The organism is Citrobacter sp. Cpo032 (assembly GCF_030332975.1).
In the GTDB taxonomy this organism is placed as follows: domain Bacteria; phylum Pseudomonadota; class Gammaproteobacteria; order Enterobacterales; family Enterobacteriaceae; genus Citrobacter; species Citrobacter portucalensis.
On record NZ_JAOWGU010000044.1, the window covers coordinates 155,676 to 176,604 of the forward strand.

Sequence of the window (20,929 nt, forward strand, 5' to 3'; positions counted from 1 at the left end):
TTGATAGACATAATGTAGATTAGAACTGGTAAACCAGGCCCAGTGCTACGATGTCATCGGTGCTGATGCCAGCATCACGAGTGAACTGGTTGTCATCCAGCAGGTTGATTTTGTAATCAACATAGGTGGACATGTTTTTGTTGAAGTAGTAGGTCGCGCCAACATCAACATATTTCAGGATATCTTCGTCGCCATAGCCGCGGCCCAGGTCTTTACCTTTGGACTGCAGGTAAGCCACGGACGGACGCAGACCGAAGTCGAACTGGTACTGAGCAACGGCTTCGAAGTTCTGTGCTTTGTTAGCCCAGCCCAGGGAGCCTGCACGCGTTGCGTTGTAGGTCTGGGTGTACTGTGCTGCCAGGTACACGTTGTTCGCGTCGTATTTCAGACCACCAGTGTAGGTTTCAGCACGGTCGCCAGTACCGAAGTTCAAACGGTTCTGCTCGTCAGTACGTTTGGAGCTGGTGACAGCAGTACCCAGTGCGAAGCCTTCACCGATATCATAAGTGATAGATCCGCCAACGCCGTCGCCGTTTTGACGCAGCGCGTCACGACCGTTGTTGGTCACGCCAGTGAACGTTCTGCCGTTCTCGTCTTCGCCGCTTACGCTACCGTTTTTACCCTGATACTGAATGGCAAAGTTCAGGCCATCAACCAAACCGAAGAAGTCGGTGTTACGGTAGGTCGCGAAGCCGTTACCACGCTGCTGCATGAAGTTGTCAGCACCGTAAGTATCGCCGCCGAATTCCGGCAGAACGTCGGTCCAGGACGTTACGTCGTAAACTACGCCGTAGTTACGACCGTAGTCGAAAGAACCTACGTCAGCGAATTTCAGACCCGCAAACGCTACACGGGTCCAGGCGTTGTTTTCACTTTCAGCCGCATTACCCTGAATCTGGTATTCCCACTGGCCGTAACCGGTCAGTTGGTCGTTAACCTGAGTTTCGCCTTTGAAGCCGATACGCATGTAAGTCTTGTCACCATCATCACCTTTGTTGTCGGAGAAATAGTGCAGACCATCGACTTTACCGTACAGATCTAATTTGTTGCCGTCTTTGTTATAAATTTCAGCCGCATTCGCTGCGCCTGCTACCAGCAGTGCTGGTACCAGGAGGGACAGTACTTTAACTTTCATGTTATTAACCCTCTGTTATATGCCTTTATTGCTTTTTTATGCCACTGCATACTGATTAAGGTCATTAACCAGTCGGCAACTTCATTCTCCGCAAAAACACAGAATAATCCAACACGAATATGATACTAAAACTTTTAAGGTGTTTCATTTATCGGCATAGATGTTTCCAAATGTTAATGCGAGGGAACTTTTTTAAAATCAAAAAACAGTCGGAATAAGCACAAATAATCAAGAATCATTTCAATACTCTTTAAAATCAATGCATTACACAAAAAAAATCTTATAGCACTGAATGACAAAACAAAATCTTCACTCGCAACTAAAATAGACTCGCTATCATCATTAACTTTATTTATTACCGTCATTCATTTATGAATGTCTGTTTACCCCTATTTCAGCCGAATGCTCAGCGTTCGGTTTTTTTTTACCCTTCTTTACACAAAACTTACCTTTCTGTGCTACCGATGCAAAACTATAACGACTATTAACTATCTCGTAGCGTTGTGATCAGATATAAATTTGATAAATAATTTCTTGTTATTTAATGCTAAATGTATACTTTCCGTACAAATATTTGTACCCGCCTTTATCCACTGTACACCTTTGCACCGTCATGGCTGCAACAAAATGAGGCGTAAAAAATGCAAGCTATGCCGCGCGGTGTAAGTGTGGTAATTCATACATTACCCTTTATACTGCCCCTTCATCTTTCGCGTCGTTTAACAGGTCATAAACACGAATGAGTCAGTCTGACACAACGGTTTCCACCCGATTCTCCCTGTTACCAGGAAGTATTACCCGTTTCTTCTTATTACTGATCGTTGTGCTGTTGGTGATGATGGGTGTTATGGTCCAGAGCGCCGTCAACACCTGGCTAAAGGATAAGAGTTATCAGATTGTCGATATTACCCATGCCATTCATAAAAGGGTCGATACCTGGCGATACGTGACCTGGCAAATCTATGACAATATTGCCGCTACAACCAGTTCACCAGGCGCAGATGGGCTACAGGAAACGCGTCTGAAACAAGATATCTATTATCTTGAGAAACCCCGCAGAAAGACTGAAGCGCTGATTTTCGGCTCGCATGACAGTTCTACACTGGAAATGACCCAGCGTATTTCAACGTATCTGGACACGTTGTGGGGCGCGGAGAATGTCCCATGGTCAATGTATTACCTGAATGGTCAGGACAACAGCCTGATCCTAATCTCGACGTTACCGCTGAAAGATCTGACCTCTGGTTTTAAAGAATCGACGATTGGGAATATTGTGGATTCCCGGCGCGCTGAGATGCTGCAACAGGCTAATGCGCTGGATGAACGTGAAAGCTTCTCTTCACTGCGCCGTCTGGCCTGGCAAAACGGGCATTACTTCACGCTACGCACGACCTTTAATCAGCCAGGACATCTGGCAACGGTTGTCGCCTTTGACCTGCCGATTAATGACTTGATCCCTCCCGGGATGCCGTTGGACAGTTTCCATCTGGAACCTGATGCCACCTCAACGACCGAGCACCTGAATGAAAAAGAGTCGCCTGACAGCGTCAGCATTAATTTCAACAACAGTAAAATTGAGATCTCTTCGGCGCTAAACTCAACGGATATGCGGCTGGTGTGGCAGGTTCCGTTTGGCTCATTGCTGCTCGACACATTGCAAAGCATTCTGCTACCGCTTTTGCTGAACATTGCGTTACTGGCTCTGGCGCTGTTTGGCTATACCACCTTTCGCCACCTCCCTGCCCGTTCGACTGAAGTGGCGCCAAACCTTGCGGCAAATAACGAACTGCGTGTTCTGCGCGCAATCAATGAAGAGATTGTTTCCCTTCTGCCGCTGGGATTACTGGTACACGATCAGGAAGCAAACCGCACGGTTATCAGCAATAAAATTGCCGACCACCTGCTGCCGCATTTAAATCTGCAAAACATTACCAATATGGCAGAGCAGCATCAGGGAGTGATTCAGGCCACCATCAATAATGAACTGTATGAGATCAGACTGTTTCGCAGCCAGATCTCCCCGAGAACGCAGATCTTTATCATTCGTGACCAGGACCGCGAGGTGCTGGTCAATAAGAAACTGAAACAAGCACAGCGGCTGTATGAGAAAAACCAGCAGGCCCGCGCGGCCTTTATGCAGAATATTGGCAGCGCGCTGAAAGACCCCGCGAAAACGCTGGCTGCTAATGCCGCCGCGCTCAATACACCAGACAGCCAGAAACTGGCCAATCAGGCCGACGTTCTGGTGCGCATGGTGGACGAAATCCAGCTAGCCAACCTGCTGGAGAACGATGCCTGGAAAGGTGAATCCACACTGTTTTCCGTGCAGGCATTAATTGACGACGTGGTTCCGGAGGTTCTGCCGGCCATTAAGCGTAAAGGGCTGCAGCTGCTGATTAAAAATCACTTAAGCGCCCATGACGAACGCCGTGGCGATCGCGATGCCTTGCGCCGTATTTTGCTGCTGTTGATCCAATATGCGGTAACCACCACGCAGATTGGTAAAATCACGCTGGAAGTCGACCAGGATGAGTCAGAGGCCGAACGCCTGACCTTCCGCATTCTGGATACCGGGGAAGGCGTCACATTAAATGAAGTTGATAATCTCCATTTCCCATTCATTAATGACACGCAGGGCGATCGGTATGGCAAAGCCAACCCGCTGACGTTCTGGCTGTGCGATCAGTTAGCCCGCAAACTTGGCGGACACCTGAATATTAAAGCACGGGAAGAACTTGGAACACGTTACATCGTCCATGTTAAAATGCCGCTGCACGATCAACATGCTGATAGTGAAGAGCGCCTGTTGGATGACGTCTGCGTAATGGTTGATGTCACCTCAAATGACGTACGTAGCATTGTATTACGTCAGCTGGAAAACTGGGGGGCAACCTGCATCACGCCCGATGAACGGTTGAATAGTCAAGAATATGATCTCTTTTTAACGGATAATCCGTCTAATCTTACTGCCTCAGGCCTACTTTTAAGCGATGATGAGTCTGGCGTACGGAAAATTGGCCCAGGCCAACTGCGCGTCAACTTTAATATGAGCAATGCTATGCAGGAAGCTGTCCTTGAGCTGATTGAAGAGCAGCTGGCACAAGAAGAGTTCCAGGAACTCCCCCTCGGCGGAGATGAAAACGCCGAACTTCATGCCAGTGGTTACTACGCACTCTTTGTAGACACAGTACCGGATGATGTTAAGAGGTTGTATACTGAGGCGGCTATCAGCGATTTCGCTGCATTAGCCCAAACGGCCCATCGCCTGAAAGGCGTGTTTGCCATGCTTAATCTGGTACCCGGCAAGCAGTTATGTGAAGCGCTGGAACATCTTATTCAAGAGAAAGATGCTCCAGGTATAGAAAAATACATCAGCGACATTGACGTTTACGTCAAGAGCTTGCTGTAGCAAGGTAGCCCAATACATGAACACTATGAACGTAATTATTGCCGATGACCACCCGATTGTACTGTTCGGTATTCGTAAATCACTTGAGCAAATCGAGTGGGTAAATGTTGTCGGCGAATTTGAAGACTCCACTGCACTGATCAACAATTTGCCTAAGTTGGATGCGCATGTGTTGATTACCGACCTCTCCATGCCGGGAGATAAATACGGTGATGGGATCACGTTAATTAAATATATCAAGCGTCATTTCCCGAGCCTGTCGATTATCGTTCTGACCATGAACAACAATCCGGCTATCCTGAGCGCGGTACTGGATCTCGATATCGAAGGGATCGTACTGAAGCAAGGCGCGCCAACCGACCTGCCAAAAGCGCTGGCCGCGCTGCAGAAAGGTAAGAAATTTACCCCGGAAAGCGTGTCTCGTCTGCTGGAGAAAATCAGCGCCAGCGGCTATGGCGACAAACGTCTGTCACCGAAAGAGAGTGAAGTTCTGCGCTTGTTTGCCGAAGGTTTCCTGGTTACTGAGATCGCCAAAAAGCTCAACCGCAGCATTAAAACCATCAGCAGCCAGAAAAAATCGGCAATGATGAAGCTCGGTGTGGAAAACGATATCGCACTGTTGAATTACCTTTCCTCTGTGACGCTGAGTCCGTCAGACAAAGAGTAACTCTTTATCACGTCAAAATGCCTGATGGCGCTGCGTTTATCAGGCCTACGAATAAACAGCATCGTGCACGTTTCGTAGGCCGGATAAGACTAACGCCGCCATCCGGCTCTTTTATCCCCTATCCCCGCGTTTTTCTCACTCTTTCCGCATAGACCGCCAGCGTTTGCTTCAATACGTCTAAGGTCACCGGCTTGGACAGACAGCTATCCATACCTGATTCCAGACAACGCTGCTTCTCTTCGGCCAGCGCGTTTGCCGTTACCCCCACAACAGGCAGCGTTAACCCTAGCTGGCGGATACGCTGCGTCAGGCGATAACCATCCATATTTGGCATGTTGACGTCACTCAGCACGATATCGATATGGTTTTTGCTGAGTACATTGAGCGCATCCACACCGTCATTCGCCGTTTTACACTGATATCCCAACGATCCCAGCTGATCGGCCAGTAAGCGCCGGTTGATAGGGTGATCGTCAACAACCAGGATCATCATGTCATCGTTCGTCGCACCGGCTTTATCCGGGGCTGGCAGCGCCGTGGAGAGATCTTCACTCCCCAGCTCTACACTGTAGATATGCGCCAACAGCGCAGGCAGTTCGTGCGGTGACGCCACGCTGTGTACCCATTCTCCAGGCTCTCTTTCCAGCGGAATGCCAATATGGCGGCGGCAGAAAATTACCGCTGCTCGTCCCTGCCAGGCCTGTTCCAGCACATCGTCAGCCACCAGCAGGTCATCCGCATCGGGCTGTTGTCCCTCATATCGCAGCACCGTCATCCCGTTACGCGTCAGGCTGGATTCGAGAAATTGGTACAGTGACGCATTACGTACTGCCAGCCAGCAACGCGTGCCTGCCAATCCTTCAACACCCTTTTTCAGCGGATACTGTGCGCCATAAAGCGGAATACGCAGCGTAAACTGACTCCCCATTCCCGGCTCGGAATCGACGGAAATATCCCCATCCATCATGCTGATCAGTTTTTCACAAATCGCCAAACCGAGTCCCGTTCCCTGGAAATTACGCTGTACGCCAGTCCCCACCTGGAAGAAAGGATCGAACAACCGAACCACCTCTTTGGCAGGGATCCCTACACCGGTATCACGCACTCGAATGCTCAGGTAGTCGCCGCTGCACTGCACGTGCAGCACAATACAACCGGTATCGGTAAACTTGATTGCGTTACTCAGCAGATTAGAAATCACCTGTTGTAAACGCATCGGATCGCCATTCAACGCCACGGGCACATCCGGGTCGATAAAGCAGTACAACCCCAACTGCTTGCGGACCACCAGCGGCAAATAGTTAGCCGTAATATGGTTCATGACTTCACGCGGTGAAAACTCTCGCGGCTCAATCTTCAGCTGTTCAGATTCAATTTTTGAGAAGTCGAGAATATCGCTGATAATTTTCAGCAGCAGGCTGGAAGAGTTATTCATCGCCGTTACCAGACGATCCACCCCACTCGGTAACTCTTTGGTTTGCAACAAATCAAGGTTCCCGATAATGCCATACAACGGTGTACGTAGCTCATGGCTCACCGTCGCAAGGAACATCGATTTGGACTGGCTGGCCTGTTCCGCCGCCTGCGCCATCTCCTGCAACGACTCTTCCATTTTAACGCGCGCACTGACATCAACCAGGACACAAATTGCCACGTTTTCATTGCGATAGCGCGAGTGCACAAAGCTGATTTGCAGATTGGTATTGTTGCTGGTTAGCACATCAACAAAATTGACCTGTTGGCCGCAAATAATTTGCGTTAGCCGCTGACGGTCTTCATGCGTCAACATGTTCAGATAGGTGTGCGCCAGTTCATTACTCAGGATGTTAATGCCATCCATCGTGCGCAGAATACAAATACCCACCGGCGCAGAAGCCACGATTTTACGGTTAAACTGCTCATGTTCTTCCAGCCGCTGAGCATCACTTTCCGCCGGAATAAAAATGCGCCGTTCATACATGCGCGTGAGCATAAACAATGCCGCGCCAACCAGCACGTTCAACAAGATAGCGTTCAGGATCATCATGCGGATCCGTTCCAGCACCAGATCGACCGGAACGGAGTACACGATGCTCAGGGAGGACGGAGGCAGATTCTTCTTCAATACCAGCTCGCGGAAACCCGGCGTGTAGCCAAACCAGGAGCGCTCCTGCATCCAGTGGGGCTCAGCCTTAATATTCCCTTCAGGGCCAGTGAGAGAAATTAGCGCATGGCCATTTTCGTCGAGGATGGTCACACCCATCGGTAAACTGCCCGGAGTGAAGAAATTCTCCATGCGAATAGGCTGCTCTACGCCCAACAGCGCCTGGAGGCGATTGGCGAGGTAAACCGGCGTCAGCGCATAGAAATACCCTACTCCCGGACGTGGCCCCTGGCTGATCCAGAACAAGTTGTTACCGTTTTCGTCTTGCGTAGCATTGCGATACTTAATAATGCGCTCATGCAGCGCCTTCAGGGCCTCGTCACGTTCGACGGGCATATCACGCAAGCCGAAATTGGCCATACAGAGGTTGTCGCTGCCGATCAGGAACACTCGATTTAAATCATAGGCGGCGGAAAAGTTGTCGCGCCAGTAGCGCATAAACCATGCCAGTGATTCCAGAGAACCTCGCCAGGCGTTGCCCATGACAGAACAGTCTGAGTCGGCAAACAACGGCTCAAAATTAGGCACGACGGTTTTATCATCTCGCGCCCGCAGCGACATCACACCGTTTTCCGCCGTTAAGCGATTCTCGGCAATATATTTAAGCTCTTTAATGACATCAGATGTGCGCTGAATGTAGCGCTGGGCCTGATCGGAGCTGAGATTAAGCTCCTGATGGATCTCAGACTCTCGCTGGTGCAGCGCATTCACAATGTAGAACACGGAGGCGAACGCAATCAGACACCAGATGACGAGCGCCAACGCTCTGAACAGGTAGCGTGAAACTTTTAGGGTTGAATGAACGGAAGCAAGGTATTTCAAAGGGGCGAAGCTCCGCCTCAGGGCATTAATAGAGTGTGGTTAAGGTAGCGGTAAATGTCTTTTGTCGCAATGCCATTAAAAAAAGGGCCGGATTTCTCCGGCCCTTTTCATAACATCTCAATTACTCGTCAGCGTCATCCGCTGCATCATCATCAGTTTCTGCTTCAGGCGCGATATCATCGTCGCCCTCAGCGGCACTTCCGTCGATGGAGTCGAGTTCTTCATCATCAACCGGCTCAGCAACGCGTTGCAGACCCACGACGTTTTCATCTTCCGCAGTACGGATGAGGATCACGCCCTGGGTATTACGCCCTACTACGCTGATTTCCGACACGCGAGTACGCACCAGCGTACCTGCATCGGTGATCATCATGATCTGGTCGGTATCTTCAACCTGCACCGCGCCAACAACAGAGCCGTTGCGCTCGGTCACTTTGATGGAGATAACGCCCTGAGTCGCACGAGACTTGGTCGGATACTCTTCCGCCGCCGTACGTTTACCGTAACCGTTCTGAGTAACGGTCAGGATAGCGCCTTCACCGCGCGGAACGATCAGCGATACCACGCTATCTTTTTCCGCCAGCTTGATACCGCGTACACCGGTCGCGGTACGACCCATTGCACGGACAGCATCTTCTTTAAAGCGCACCACTTTACCAGCCGCAGAGAACAACATGACTTCGTCACTGCCGGACGTCAGATCTACACCAATCAGTTCGTCGCCTTCGTTCAGGTTAACCGCAATAATACCGGCAGAACGCGGACGGCTGAACTCGGTCAGCGCCGTTTTCTTCACGGTACCGCTGGCGGTTGCCATGAAGACGTTCACGCCCTCTTCGTACTCACGTACTGGTAGAATTGCGGTAATACGTTCGTTAGCTTCCAGCGGCAGCAGGTTGACGATTGGACGTCCACGTGCGCCACGGCTTGCTTCCGGCAACTGATAGACCTTCATCCAGTACAAACGACCACGGCTGGAGAAGCAGAGGATCGTGTCATGGGTGTTGGCCACCAGCAGGCGGTCAATAAAGTCTTCTTCTTTAATGCGTGCTGCTGATTTACCTTTACCGCCACGTCGCTGCGCTTCGTAATCGGTTAACGGCTGATATTTCACGTAGCCCTGATGAGACAAGGTTACGACAACATCTTCCTGGCTAATCAGATCTTCGATGTTGATGTCAGCGCTGTTCGCGGTGATTTCGGTACGACGAGCGTCACCGAACTGTTCACGAATCAGCTCCATCTCTTCACGGATAACTTCCATCAGACGATCGGCGCTGCCCAGAATGTGCAGCAGTTCAGCGATCTGTTCCAGCAGCTCTTTGTATTCGTCGAGCAGTTTTTCGTGCTCAAGGCCGGTCAGTTTCTGCAAACGCAGATCCAGAATAGCCTGGGCCTGCTGTTCAGTCAGATAGTACTGACCGTCACGCACGCCAAATTCCGGCTCCAGCCATTCAGGACGCGCGGCGTCATCACCGGCACGTTCCAGCATGGCGGAAACGTTGCCCAGTTCCCACGAACGCGCAACCAGCGCAGCTTTCGCTTCAGCCGGGGTCGGCGCGCGGCGGATCAGTTCGATGATCGGATCGATGTTCGCCAGCGCAATCGCCAGCGCTTCAAGGATGTGCGCACGGTCGCGGGCTTTACGCAGTTCAAAGATAGTACGACGGGTTACGACTTCACGGCGGTGACGTACGAACGCGGCAATAATATCTTTCAGGTTCATGATCTTCGGCTGGCCATGGTGCAATGCAACCATGTTGATACCGAAGGAAACCTGCAGTTGGGTCTGGGAATAGAGATTGTTCAGAACCACTTCCCCGACCGCATCGCGTTTCACTTCAATCACGATGCGCATACCGTCTTTGTCAGACTCGTCACGCAGCGCGCTGATGCCTTCAACGCGTTTGTCTTTTACCAGCTCGGCGATTTTCTCAATCAGGCGCGCTTTGTTTACCTGATACGGAATTTCGTGAACGATGATGGTTTCACGACCCGTTTTGGCATCCGCTTCGACTTCCGCGCGTGCGCGAATGTACACTTTGCCACGGCCGGTACGGTAGGCTTCTTCGATACCACGACGACCGTTGATGATCGCGGCAGTCGGGAAGTCCGGACCCGGAATATGTTCCATCAGCCCTTCAATGCTGATGTCTTCATCGTCAATATATGCCAGACAGCCGTTGATCACTTCGGTCAGGTTGTGCGGCGGAATGTTGGTCGCCATACCTACCGCGATACCGGACGAACCGTTCACCAGCAGGTTAGGAATTTTGGTCGGCATGACGTCAGGAATTTGTTCGGTGCCGTCATAGTTGTCGACGAAATCAACCGTTTCTTTTTCCAGGTCAGCCATCAGCTCATGGGCGATTTTCGACATACGGATTTCCGTATAACGCATCGCCGCTGCGGAGTCGCCATCGACAGAACCAAAGTTACCCTGACCATCTACCAGCATGTAGCGCAAGGAGAATGGCTGCGCCATACGAACAATGGTGTCGTAAACGGCGGTATCACCATGAGGGTGGTATTTACCGATTACGTCACCAACGACACGGGCAGATTTTTTATAGGCTTTATTCCAGTCGTTGCCCAATACGTTCATGGCGTAAAGTACGCGACGGTGAACCGGTTTCAGGCCATCTCGGACGTCCGGCAGCGCACGGCCAACAATGACCGACATCGCATAATCCAGATAGGAGCTCTTCAGCTCTTCCTCAATGTTGACCGGTGTAATTTCTCTCGCAAGGTCGCTCATCTAACCGCTATCCCTCTACTGTATCCCGGATTCAAAGGTCGCAAATTATAACACATCCGTGCAGATTCAGGTAAATGGATTCCCCCTGACAGAGGCTTTATTCATCCCGTCAGGCTGATATACTCATTTGCATCGCAAATTTAGGAGTAGAAGCCCCAATGAATGCCGAAAAACCTCCGGTAGCTCACAACGTTGACCATGAAGAAATTGCCAAGTTTGAAGCAGTCGCGTCACGCTGGTGGGATCTTGAGGGTGAATTTAAGCCGCTGCACCGCATTAACCCACTGCGTCTGGGCTATATTACTGAGCGCTCAGGCGGCCTGTTTGGTAAAAAGGTACTCGACGTCGGATGCGGCGGCGGTATTCTGGCGGAGAGTATGGCGCGCGAAGGTGCCACCGTCACCGGACTGGACATGGGTTTTGAACCGCTGCAGGTAGCAAAACTGCATGCACTGGAAAGCGGTATCCAGGTAGAGTACGTACAAGAAACCGTCGAAGAGCATGCGGAAAAGCATGCACATCAGTATGACGTTGTCACCTGCATGGAAATGCTGGAGCACGTGCCAGACCCACAGTCAGTGGTCAGAGCTTGCGCCAGGCTGGTCAAACCGGGTGGCGAAGTATTTTTCTCCACGCTTAACCGCAACGGCAAATCCTGGCTGATGGCGGTGGTCGGAGCGGAATATATTCTGCGCATGGTGCCGAAAGGCACGCACGATGTGAAAAAATTTATTAAGCCTGCTGAATTATTAGAGTGGGTTGACCAGACCGTACTGAAAGAGCGCCATATGACCGGCCTGCATTACAACCCCATCACCAACACCTTCAAACTTGGCCCGGGCGTTGATGTGAACTATATGGTACATACCACCGCCAAGGTTGATTAACCGCTCCTGTAGGCCGGATAAAGCGTGCAACGCCGCCATCCGGCATGCTTACTGGAACCATGCCTGATGACGTTTCACTTATCAGGCCTACAAATCCTGTGCCAGATCATAAGAACTTTCCTTGCCTTAGATGAAGAAATCAGCACTCGATCAAATTTTCTATTTTTTTTCTCAATTATTGACATCCCCGCCAGGCCTTATAAGACGCGCACTTAGCGATTATCACCCTTTTGCAACCTCAATTTAACCTCAAAATCAACTCTTGTGCTGAAAAGAATCCCTACTAGAATACTCACCATATAGCGTCTATTTTATCAAACAACCCCTACATATAGTATTTATCCACAGACTTAGTCACAACATGACTCTGTGGATAATATGGGGGATATTTTTTCTTTCACGGACAGGTAAAAAACCACATGAATCAGAGTCTGCTGGTGACAAAGCGTGATGGTAGTACAGAGCGCATCAATCTCGACAAAATCCACCGAGTTCTGGATTGGGCGGCAGAAGGACTGAATAACGTATCGATTTCTCAGGTCGAGCTGCGCTCCCACATTCAGTTTTATGACGGAATCAAGACCTCCGACATCCATGAAACAATCATCAAAGCAGCCGCCGACCTGATCTCCCGCGAAGCGCCGGATTATCAGTATCTGGCTGCCCGTCTGGCGATTTTCCACCTGCGTAAAAAAGCGTACGGTGAGTTTGAACCGCCAAAGCTGTTCGACCATGTCGTGAAAATGGTTGAAATGGGCAAATACGACAATCATCTGCTGGAAGACTACACGGAAGAAGAGTTCAAGCAGATGGACTCGTTCATCGTACACGACCGTGATATGACCTTCTCCTACGCTGCGGTGAAGCAGTTGGAAGGTAAATATCTGGTGCAAAACCGTGTTACCGGTGAGATCTATGAAAGCGCACAGTTCCTCTACATTCTGGTAGCGGCTTGCCTGTTCTCTAACTATCCGCGTGAAACACGTCTGCAATATGTAAAACGTTTCTACGACGCCGTTTCTACTTTCAAAATCTCGCTGCCGACGCCAATTATGTCCGGCGTGCGTACCCCAACGCGTCAGTTCAGCTCCTGCGTACTAATCGAGTGCGGCGACAGCCTGGACTCCATCAACGCAACCTCCAGCGCAATTGTGAAATACGTTTCTCAGCGTGCCGGTATCGGCATTAACGCTGGTCGCATCCGTGCGCTGGGTAGCCCGATTCGCGGCGGTGAAGCGTTCCACACCGGCTGTATTCCGTTCTACAAGCATTTCCAGACCGCAGTGAAATCCTGCTCTCAGGGTGGCGTACGCGGTGGTGCAGCCACGCTGTTCTACCCAATGTGGCACCTGGAAGTTGAAAGCCTGCTGGTCCTGAAAAACAACCGTGGCGTAGAAGGCAACCGCGTACGTCACATGGACTACGGCGTGCAGATCAACAAACTGATGTACACCCGTCTGCTGAAAGGCGGCGACATCACCCTGTTCAGCCCGTCCGACGTCCCGGGTCTGTATGACGCGTTCTTCGCCGATCAGGATGAGTTCGAGCGTCTGTACACCCAATATGAAAACGACGACAGCATCCGCAAACAGCGCGTGAAAGCAGTTGAGCTGTTCTCACTGATGATGCAGGAACGTGCCTCGACCGGTCGTATCTACATTCAGAACGTTGACCACTGCAACACCCACAGCCCGTTTGATCCGGTTGTCGCGCCGGTACGCCAGTCCAACCTGTGCCTGGAAATCGCCCTGCCGACCAAACCGCTGACCGACGTTAACGATGAAAACGGCGAAATTGCGCTGTGTACGCTGTCCGCATTTAACCTGGGCGCTATCGAAAGTCTGGACGAACTGGAAGAGCTGGCCGTACTGGCGGTACGTGCGTTGGATGCGCTGCTCGATTACCAGGATTATCCGATTCCGGCCGCCAAACGCGGTGCGATGGGTCGTCGTACGCTGGGCATTGGCGTGATCAACTACGCTTACTGGCTGGCGAAAAACGGTAAACGCTACTCTGACGGCAGCGCCAATAACCTGACTCACAAAACCTTTGAAGCGATTCAATATTACCTGCTGAAGGCTTCTAACGAGCTGGCAAAAGAGCAAGGCGCATGCCCGTGGTTTAACGAAACTACCTATGCGAAAGGCATTCTGCCGATTGATACCTATAAAAAAGACCTGGATGCTATCGTCAGCGAGTCCCTGCATTACGACTGGGAAAGCCTGCGCGAATCAATTAAAACTCACGGTCTGCGTAACTCCACGCTGTCAGCCCTGATGCCGTCCGAGACCTCTTCGCAGATCTCCAACGCCACCAACGGCATTGAACCGCCACGCGGTTACGTGAGCATCAAAGCATCGAAAGATGGAATTCTGCGTCAGGTCGTGCCGGACTACGAACACCTGCACGACGCATACGAACTGCTGTGGGAAATGCCAAACAACGACGGCTATCTGCAACTGGTAGGCATCATGCAGAAATTTATCGATCAATCGATTTCCGCCAACACCAACTACGATCCGTCGCGCTTCCCGTCCGGAAAAGTACCGATGCAGCAGTTGCTGAAAGACCTGCTCACCGCCTACAAATTTGGTGTCAAAACGCTGTATTATCAGAACACCCGTGACGGTGCGGAAGACTCTCAGGACGATCTGGTACCGTCCATTCAGGACGATGGCTGCGAAAGCGGCGCATGTAAGATTTAATCTTTTGCCGGGTGGCGTAGCGCTTACCCGGCCTACAAATTAATTCGCGGTATTGTAGGCCGGATAAGCAAAGCACATCCGGCAGTACATTCCAGACAGGATTCACATCAATGGCATACACCACTTTTTCACAGACGAAAAATGATCAGCTTCTGGAACCGATGTTCTTCGGCCAGCCGGTGAACGTCGCCCGCTACGATCAGCAAAAATATGACATCTTTGAAAAACTGATCGAAAAGCAGCTCTCTTTCTTCTGGCGTCCGGAAGAAGTCGATGTTTCTCGCGATCGTATCGACTTCCAGGCATTGCCGGAACATGAAAAACATATCTTCATCAGCAACCTGAAGTATCAGACGCTGCTGGACTCCATTCAGGGACGTAGTCCTAACGTCGCGCTGCTGCCGTTAATCTCGATCCCTGAACTGGAAACCTGGGTGGAAACGTGGGCGTTTTCTGAAACGATCCACTCCCGCTCTTATACCCACATCATCCGTAATATCGTTAACGATCCGGCGGTGGTGTTTGACGATATCGTCACCAACGAGCAAATCCAGAAACGCGCAGAAGGCATCTCCAGCTACTACGACGAATTGATCGAGATGACCAGCTACTGGCATTTGCTCGGTGAAGGTACGCATACCGTTAATGGTAAAACGGTTGTCGTAAACCTGCGTGAGCTGAAGAAGAAGCTGTATCTGTGCCTGATGAGCGTGAACGCGCTGGAAGCGATCCGCTTTTATGTCAGCTTCGCCTGCTCTTTCGCCTTCGCCGAACGTGAACTGATGGAAGGCAACGCGAAAATTATTCGTCTGATCGCCCGCGACGAAGCCCTGCACCTGACCGGTACTCAGCATATGCTGAACCTGCTGCGCAGCGGCGTGGACGATCCGGAGATGGCGGAAATTGCCGAGGAGTGCAAACAAGAATGCTACGACCTGTTCGTACAGGCCGCGCTGCAGGAAAAAGAGTGGGCAGATTATCTGTTCCGTGATGGCTCAATGATTGGCCTGAACAAAGACATTCTGTGCCAGTACGTTGAGTACATCACCAACATCCGTATGCAGGCTGTTGGGCTCGATCTGCCATTCCAGACACGTTCTAACCCGATCCCGTGGATCAACACCTGGCTGGTGTCCGATAACGTCCAGGTTGCGCCGCAGGAAGTGGAAGTCAGCTCTTATCTGGTCGGCCAGATCGATGCCGAAGTCGATACTGACGATCTGAGTAACTTCCAGCTCTGATGGGCCGCGTGACTCTGCGCATCTCTGGCACGCAGTTGCTGTGCCAGGATGAACACCCTTCCCTGCTTGCCGCGCTCGAGTCGCACGATGTTGAAGTCGAATATCAGTGTCGTGAAGGATACTGCGGCTCCTGCCGTACCCGCCTGGTGGCGGGACAGGTTGACTGGATTGCAGAACCGCTGGCCTTCATTCAGCCCGGTGAAATATTGCCGTGCTGTTGCCGGGCAAAAGGCGATATTGAAATAGAGTTATAGTGTTTAGTGAACTTCATGCGCGGAGACCAGTACCACGTCTCCGCGTTTTTTCATCTGCATGATATACAGCGCCCCGGCCAGTACCACCAGCAGCGCACCCACCAGATAAATCGCCCGATATCCCACACCCTCAACCATCATCCCCATGATAAACGCGCCGATTGCCATTCCTGCATCCATCGCATTGAAAAACAGCGAATTGGCGATACCAATTTTATGGGGTTCCACCGAACTAATAATTTGTGTCTGAAATACGGGTGTGACCGAACCATAACCGATGCCAATTAATCCACCGGAAATAATCATCATAATGCTGCCGTTAGTATAGCCAAGCGCCACCAGCCCGACGGTGAAGGCCAACAAACACGGATAGACCACGTATTTCGGCCCTTTTTTATCACAAATATTGCCGGTAAAGGTTCGACAGATCATCAGGCAAATGGCGTAGCACAGCAGGAAATTACTGGCGGCGGCCATTAGATCGAGCTCGCGCGCATACAGTGCGAGAAAAGCGGAAACGCCCGCGTACGAAAAGGTCATGAAAAACGTCACCATCGCGAAAGGCAGTGCGGCGCGATCAAACATTGCAGCAAATCCCAGCTTCGGTTTTGAGCCGTCAGCATGACGGATAACCGGCGGTACGGCGACAATCAATGACAGGATAATACCCAGTACGGCAACCGCGCTACACAGCCAGAATGCAGTGGTAAAAGCTTCCCAGCGTGCCATGTTCAGCCCTACCCACGGCCCCACAACCATTGCCAGTCCCATGGCTAACGAGAAAAAACTGATGCCCTCCCCACGTCGGGAGGCCGGTATCAACCGCGCGGAAATCGTTCCTTTTACCGTGGTAATAACGCCAAACGTTACACCATGAAGCACCCGAATCAACAGCAGTGATTCAATTGAGTGGCAAACAGGATACAGCGCAGTGACCACCAAAAAGGCCAGAGAAGAGAGCACCAGAATTGTTTTATTCGAATATTTTCCTACCCATTGTCCCGCAAACGGGCGCACAACAATTGCGGCCCCCAAAAAGAAGGTGACTAATAATCCGGCCTTATCTGGAGTGGCATGCAGGCGATCCGAAATATAGATCGGTAACAGCGTGAGCAGGACATAAAAAACAAAAAATATAATAAAGCTGATTATCGTTATTGCCCAAAAATCTTTCGTCCACAGTTTTTCTTTCATATTCGACAACCTGTCCAGACGGCGCACGCAGGCAACGCTCAGCTCAACTGAACTACGGACAGGTGCGTCGAAGTGTGATTTTACGGTAGACCGCAAGTATAAACAGGTCCATTATATTAGAGAAATTAATCGTTTTAATATTGTTGATTAGAGGGAACTAATGACATTAACCCAGATCCACGCCCTGCTTGCCGTACTTGAGTACGGTGGTTTTACCGAAGCCAGTAAGCGGCTGTACATGACCCAATCCGCCGTTAGCCAGGCAATTTCAGCGCTAGAGGAAGAGCTAGGGGTTGATATTCTTATCCGCGAACGCCGCAAAGACATTCAACTTAGTCCGGCCGGGAGTCGGATCGTTTCACACCTGCGGACGATCGTGTCTGAAACCAACGCGGTGAAAGAGATTGCCGAGCAAGAGCGACAAAACCCGGCCAGAACCCTGCGAATCGGCTGCTTTCCCAGCGCCTGTGCCTGTATTTTGCCCGGCATCATCCACCACTTCGAACAGCATCACCCGCACATCAAAATTATCCCTTATGAAGAAAACAGCACGGCAATCGTTGATTCCCTGCGCAGTGGGGACATCGATGCGGGATTTGTGCATTTCCCGGTAAATGGCATGTACTGCGTACCGGTGTATCGCGACAAATTTACCGTTGTAGTTCCTGAAAGCCATCCGCTGGCGGCCAATAGCACAATTTCAGTGGAACAACTGGTTGGAGAACCGCTCATTATCAGCAAAGGTCGCTATGAATTAAGCATCATGACGCTATTTAAAGAGAAGGGAATTGAACCGGTCATTAAATACGAGTTTAACCATCCGGATACCGCGATGAGCTTTATTCGTCAGGGGCTGGGTATAGCGTTATTACCGGAATTAACGCTGAAGGCGGTTGGTGGGAAAGTACGCTCAGTCGCGCTGGAACCGACGTTCTATCGACAGATATCCTTACTGGCAAAAGAGCCGCCGGTGGACGGCAGCCCTTTATTTCTCCTGCAGGCATGTATGGAAACGTTGACAGCAGACGGCCTTATCTAGCAGTTAAAACGTTTCATCCATTAAGGCCTGTGACCGGAGGTGCATCACAGGCCTTACGCCATCACTCTTTATTCAAGAATTTCACTGCTTTGTCGGGGAAGTCGGTGAACAGCCCGTCCACGCCCGCCTTGTTATAAAGAATGTCATACAGCTGGTTTACGTCAGTGGTGTAATCCGGCAGTTGATCGGCGCGAACGGTATAAGGATGCACCACCATCTTATTCTGATGTGCGTCCTGCACCATGCCAGTTAACGAGATATTGCCCTTCTTCGACTTCTCATCAATCAGCATGTGGTAGTCCGGCCCAATGCCGTCCGCATACTGCGCAACCTGCTTCATGGCACCCGGCTTAAACATCCAGTCGTAGTTGTAATTAACCCAACTACCGTCCGGCTTTTTCTCCTGAGTTTCATTCCAGTCGGTGTACGCAATCAACTGTACCAGATTGAGATCCATCCCCATCTTCGGTTCCAGTTCATTTTTAATGCGCTTCAACTCTGCAACATCAAAACACTGTAGATAGACCTTGTCGTTCTTGTCGGTATACCCGTACTTTTTCAGCACTTCCAGCGTCTTAGCCGCAATGTCCTTCCCTTCCTGGTGATGGAACCACGGCGCTTTCATTTCCGGGTAAATACCGATGTTTTTACCGGTGGAATGATTTAATCCCTGAACAAACTCAATCTCTTCTTCGAACGTGTGCACGCGGAAATCAGATTTACCCATCGGGAAGCGCCCTGGGTAGGTCTGGACCTTTTTGCCATTTTCGATATCGAAGCCTTCGGTAAATTTCAGCGATTTAATTTCATCCAGCGTAAAGTCGATAGCGTAGTAACGCCCGTCTTTACGCGCCCGATCCGGGAAACGCTCGGCAACATCGGTGACGCGGTCAAGATAATGATCATGCAGGACGACCAGATGGTCATCCTTGGTCATCACCAAATCCTGCTCCAGATAATCCGCACCCTGGGCATAGGCCATCGCTTTCGCTGGCAGCGTATGCTCCGGTAGATAACCGCTCGCACCACGGTGCGCAATCACGATTTTATCTGCGGCAACCGCCGCGCTGCTGACCACCATACCTGTGAGCATCAGCGCCACGCTGAGACTTTTCAATGTAGTTTTCATCTATTAGCCCCCGTTACGTTTCAGTTGCATCTCTTCGTGATGACGTTTTTCGCCAATCATGACGACCACCAGCAGGATAACCGCCAGCACGCTACCGCCAATCATCACCATAAAGCCGCCGTCCCAACCGAAGAAGTCAACGGTGTAGCCAACAATGGCGCTCGCAGCCACAGAACCACCGAGATAACCGAACAGACCGGTAAAGCCAGCTGCCGTTCCCGCCGCTTTTTTCGGTGCCAGTTCCAGCGCGTGCAGACCAATCAACATTACCGGGCCGTAGATCAAGAAGCCGATGATGATCATACAAGCCATATCCACGTTCGGGTTGCCTGCCGGGTTCATCCAGTAAACGATGGTCGCAATAGTTACCAGCGTCATAAAGAACACGCCGGTCGCACCACGGTTACCACGGAAGACTTTATCCGACATCCAGCCGCACAGCAGCGTGCCCGGAATACCCGCATACTCATACAGGAAGTAGGCCCAGGATGATTTATCGAGTGCGAAATGCTTCACTTCTTTCAGGTAGGTCGGTGACCAGTCCAGGATGCCGTAGCGCAGCAGATAAACAAACACGTTGGCGATAGCGATGTACCACAACAGTTTGTTTGGCAGTACATACTGCATGAAGATCTGCTTCGCAGTCAGCTCTTCTTCCGCTTTCTCGTTGTAATCGTCCGGATAGTCGTTCTTATACTCTTCGATAGGCGGCAGGCCGCAGGACTGCGGCGTATCACGCATCATCGCAAAGGCGAACAGCGCAACCACAATCGCACCGAAAGCAGGCATATACAGCGCCGCTTTCCAGTCATTGAACCAGGCCATACCGAGCAGGAACAGCAGAGGAGGCAGACCGCCGCCCACGTTGTGCGCACAGTTCCAGACGGAAACAATACCGCCACGTTCTTTCTGCGACCACCAGTGCACCATGGTACGACCACACGGCGGCCACCCCATCCCCTGGAACCATCCGCAGAGGAACAGCAGCACAAACATTATCGCAATGCTCGATGTCGCCCACGGCACAAAGCCCATAAACAACATCACTGCGGCAGCCAGAATCAAACCTGCTGGCAGGAAAACGCGCGGATTCGAGCGATCCGAAACGGACCCCATGATGAATTTCGAAAATCCGTAAGCGATGGAGATACCGGACAACGCAAAACCCAGATCGCCGCGAGAGAAACCCTGCTCAACCAGATATGGCATCGCCAGGGCGAAGTTCTTACGTACCAGATAGTACGCGGCATAACCAAAGAAAATCCCCAGGAAAATCTGCCAACGCAATCGACGATATGTCGGATCGATCTCCGTAGCAGGCAAACGCGCCTTATGTGGCGCTGGTTTAAAAATACTCAACATAGTGTAGCCTCCGTGGCCGTCTTTCATTCGAAGTAAACACTGCAGTTCGTCATTACTACCCTACCGCTTCCAGTGTGGCCGCGATGTTAAGGAAAGATACCTAACAAAAATGTGAAACGCAGCACATATTGTTACAGATTTATGACAAATGTTCATAAAGGCGCACGGAATCACGTTTCATTTT

At 50.9% G+C, this 20,929-nt stretch carries 13 protein-coding genes; 7 read left to right on the forward strand and 6 right to left on the reverse strand.

The genetic code is table 11. From position 1 onward, the window contains the following. Positions 1-19 precede the first annotated feature (19 nt). Positions 20-1,135 (reverse strand): porin OmpC, encoded by a 1,116-nt coding sequence (locus tag OGY33_RS11925; protein ID WP_048215883.1) that lies wholly within the window; start codon positions 1,133-1,135, stop codon positions 20-22. A gap of 739 nt (positions 1,136-1,874) precedes the next feature. On the opposite strand from OGY33_RS11925, the gene rcsD reads away from it, so the two are divergent. Together rcsD and rcsB are read left to right on the forward strand one after the other, a co-directional pair. Continuing rightward, on the forward strand, positions 1,875-4,544 hold the full coding sequence (gene rcsD / locus OGY33_RS11930) for a phosphotransferase RcsD (protein ID WP_048215882.1): 2,670 nt from the start codon (positions 1,875-1,877) through the stop codon (positions 4,542-4,544). Positions 4,545-4,560: 16 nt separating this feature from the next. After that, positions 4,561-5,211 (forward strand): response regulator transcription factor RcsB, encoded by a 651-nt coding sequence (rcsB, locus tag OGY33_RS11935; protein WP_003027592.1) that lies wholly within the window; start codon positions 4,561-4,563, stop codon positions 5,209-5,211. A 118-nt stretch (positions 5,212-5,329) separates the two neighbouring features. Here rcsB and rcsC read toward each other — a convergent pair whose 3' ends face one another. After that, positions 5,330-8,176 (reverse strand): two-component system sensor histidine kinase RcsC, encoded by a 2,847-nt coding sequence (rcsC, locus tag OGY33_RS11940; protein ID WP_008785313.1) that lies wholly within the window; start codon positions 8,174-8,176, stop codon positions 5,330-5,332. Positions 8,177-8,297: 121 nt separating this feature from the next. Beyond that, the gene (gene gyrA / locus OGY33_RS11945; protein ID WP_195994857.1) at positions 8,298-10,934 is read right to left on the reverse strand and encodes a DNA topoisomerase (ATP-hydrolyzing) subunit A; all 2,637 of its coding nucleotides are present in this window, start codon (positions 10,932-10,934) and stop codon (positions 8,298-8,300) included. 158 nt (positions 10,935-11,092) lie between these two features. Between gyrA and ubiG the strand changes: the two genes are divergently transcribed. The 4 genes from ubiG to yfaE all read left to right on the forward strand — a co-directional run bounded on the left by ubiG (position 11,093) and on the right by yfaE (position 16,021). After that, on the forward strand, positions 11,093-11,821 hold the full coding sequence (gene ubiG / locus OGY33_RS11950; protein ID WP_008785314.1) for a bifunctional 2-polyprenyl-6-hydroxyphenol methylase/3-demethylubiquinol 3-O-methyltransferase UbiG: 729 nt from the start codon (positions 11,093-11,095) through the stop codon (positions 11,819-11,821). A gap of 419 nt (positions 11,822-12,240) precedes the next feature. Beyond that, complete coding sequence (nrdA, locus tag OGY33_RS11955; protein ID WP_048215880.1) at positions 12,241-14,526, forward strand: class 1a ribonucleoside-diphosphate reductase subunit alpha; 2,286 nt, start codon at positions 12,241-12,243, stop codon at positions 14,524-14,526. Between the two features lie 110 nt (positions 14,527-14,636). Further along, on the forward strand, positions 14,637-15,767 hold the full coding sequence (gene nrdB / locus OGY33_RS11960) for a class Ia ribonucleoside-diphosphate reductase subunit beta (RefSeq protein ID WP_003834668.1): 1,131 nt from the start codon (positions 14,637-14,639) through the stop codon (positions 15,765-15,767). Then, positions 15,767-16,021 carry a ferredoxin-like diferric-tyrosyl radical cofactor maintenance protein YfaE gene (gene yfaE, locus OGY33_RS11965; RefSeq protein WP_003027609.1) on the forward strand — a complete coding sequence of 85 codons (255 nt, stop codon included), beginning with the start codon at positions 15,767-15,769 and terminating at the stop codon, positions 16,019-16,021. Before nrdB ends, yfaE begins: the two co-directional genes overlap by 1 nt. A 3-nt stretch (positions 16,022-16,024) precedes the next feature. On the opposite strand, the gene OGY33_RS11970 is transcribed toward yfaE, so the two are convergent. Further along, a complete protein-coding gene (locus OGY33_RS11970; protein ID WP_032944048.1) occupies positions 16,025-17,215 on the reverse strand; it encodes an MFS transporter in 1,191 nt (396 codons plus the stop codon). A gap of 160 nt (positions 17,216-17,375) precedes the next feature. Here OGY33_RS11970 and OGY33_RS11975 point away from each other — a divergent pair, with 160 nt between their 5' ends. Further along, the gene (locus tag OGY33_RS11975; protein WP_048234858.1) at positions 17,376-18,254 is read left to right on the forward strand and encodes a LysR family transcriptional regulator; all 879 of its coding nucleotides are present in this window, start codon (positions 17,376-17,378) and stop codon (positions 18,252-18,254) included. Between the two features lie 61 nt (positions 18,255-18,315). Here OGY33_RS11975 and glpQ read toward each other — a convergent pair whose 3' ends face one another. After that, positions 18,316-19,383, reverse strand: coding sequence for a glycerophosphodiester phosphodiesterase (gene glpQ / locus OGY33_RS11980; protein ID WP_032944051.1), 1,068 nt, complete (start codon positions 19,381-19,383; stop codon positions 18,316-18,318). A gap of 3 nt (positions 19,384-19,386) precedes the next feature. Next, positions 19,387-20,745 (reverse strand): glycerol-3-phosphate transporter, encoded by a 1,359-nt coding sequence (glpT, locus tag OGY33_RS11985; RefSeq protein WP_048215877.1) that lies wholly within the window; start codon positions 20,743-20,745, stop codon positions 19,387-19,389. Between the last annotated feature and the right edge of the window lie 184 nt (positions 20,746-20,929).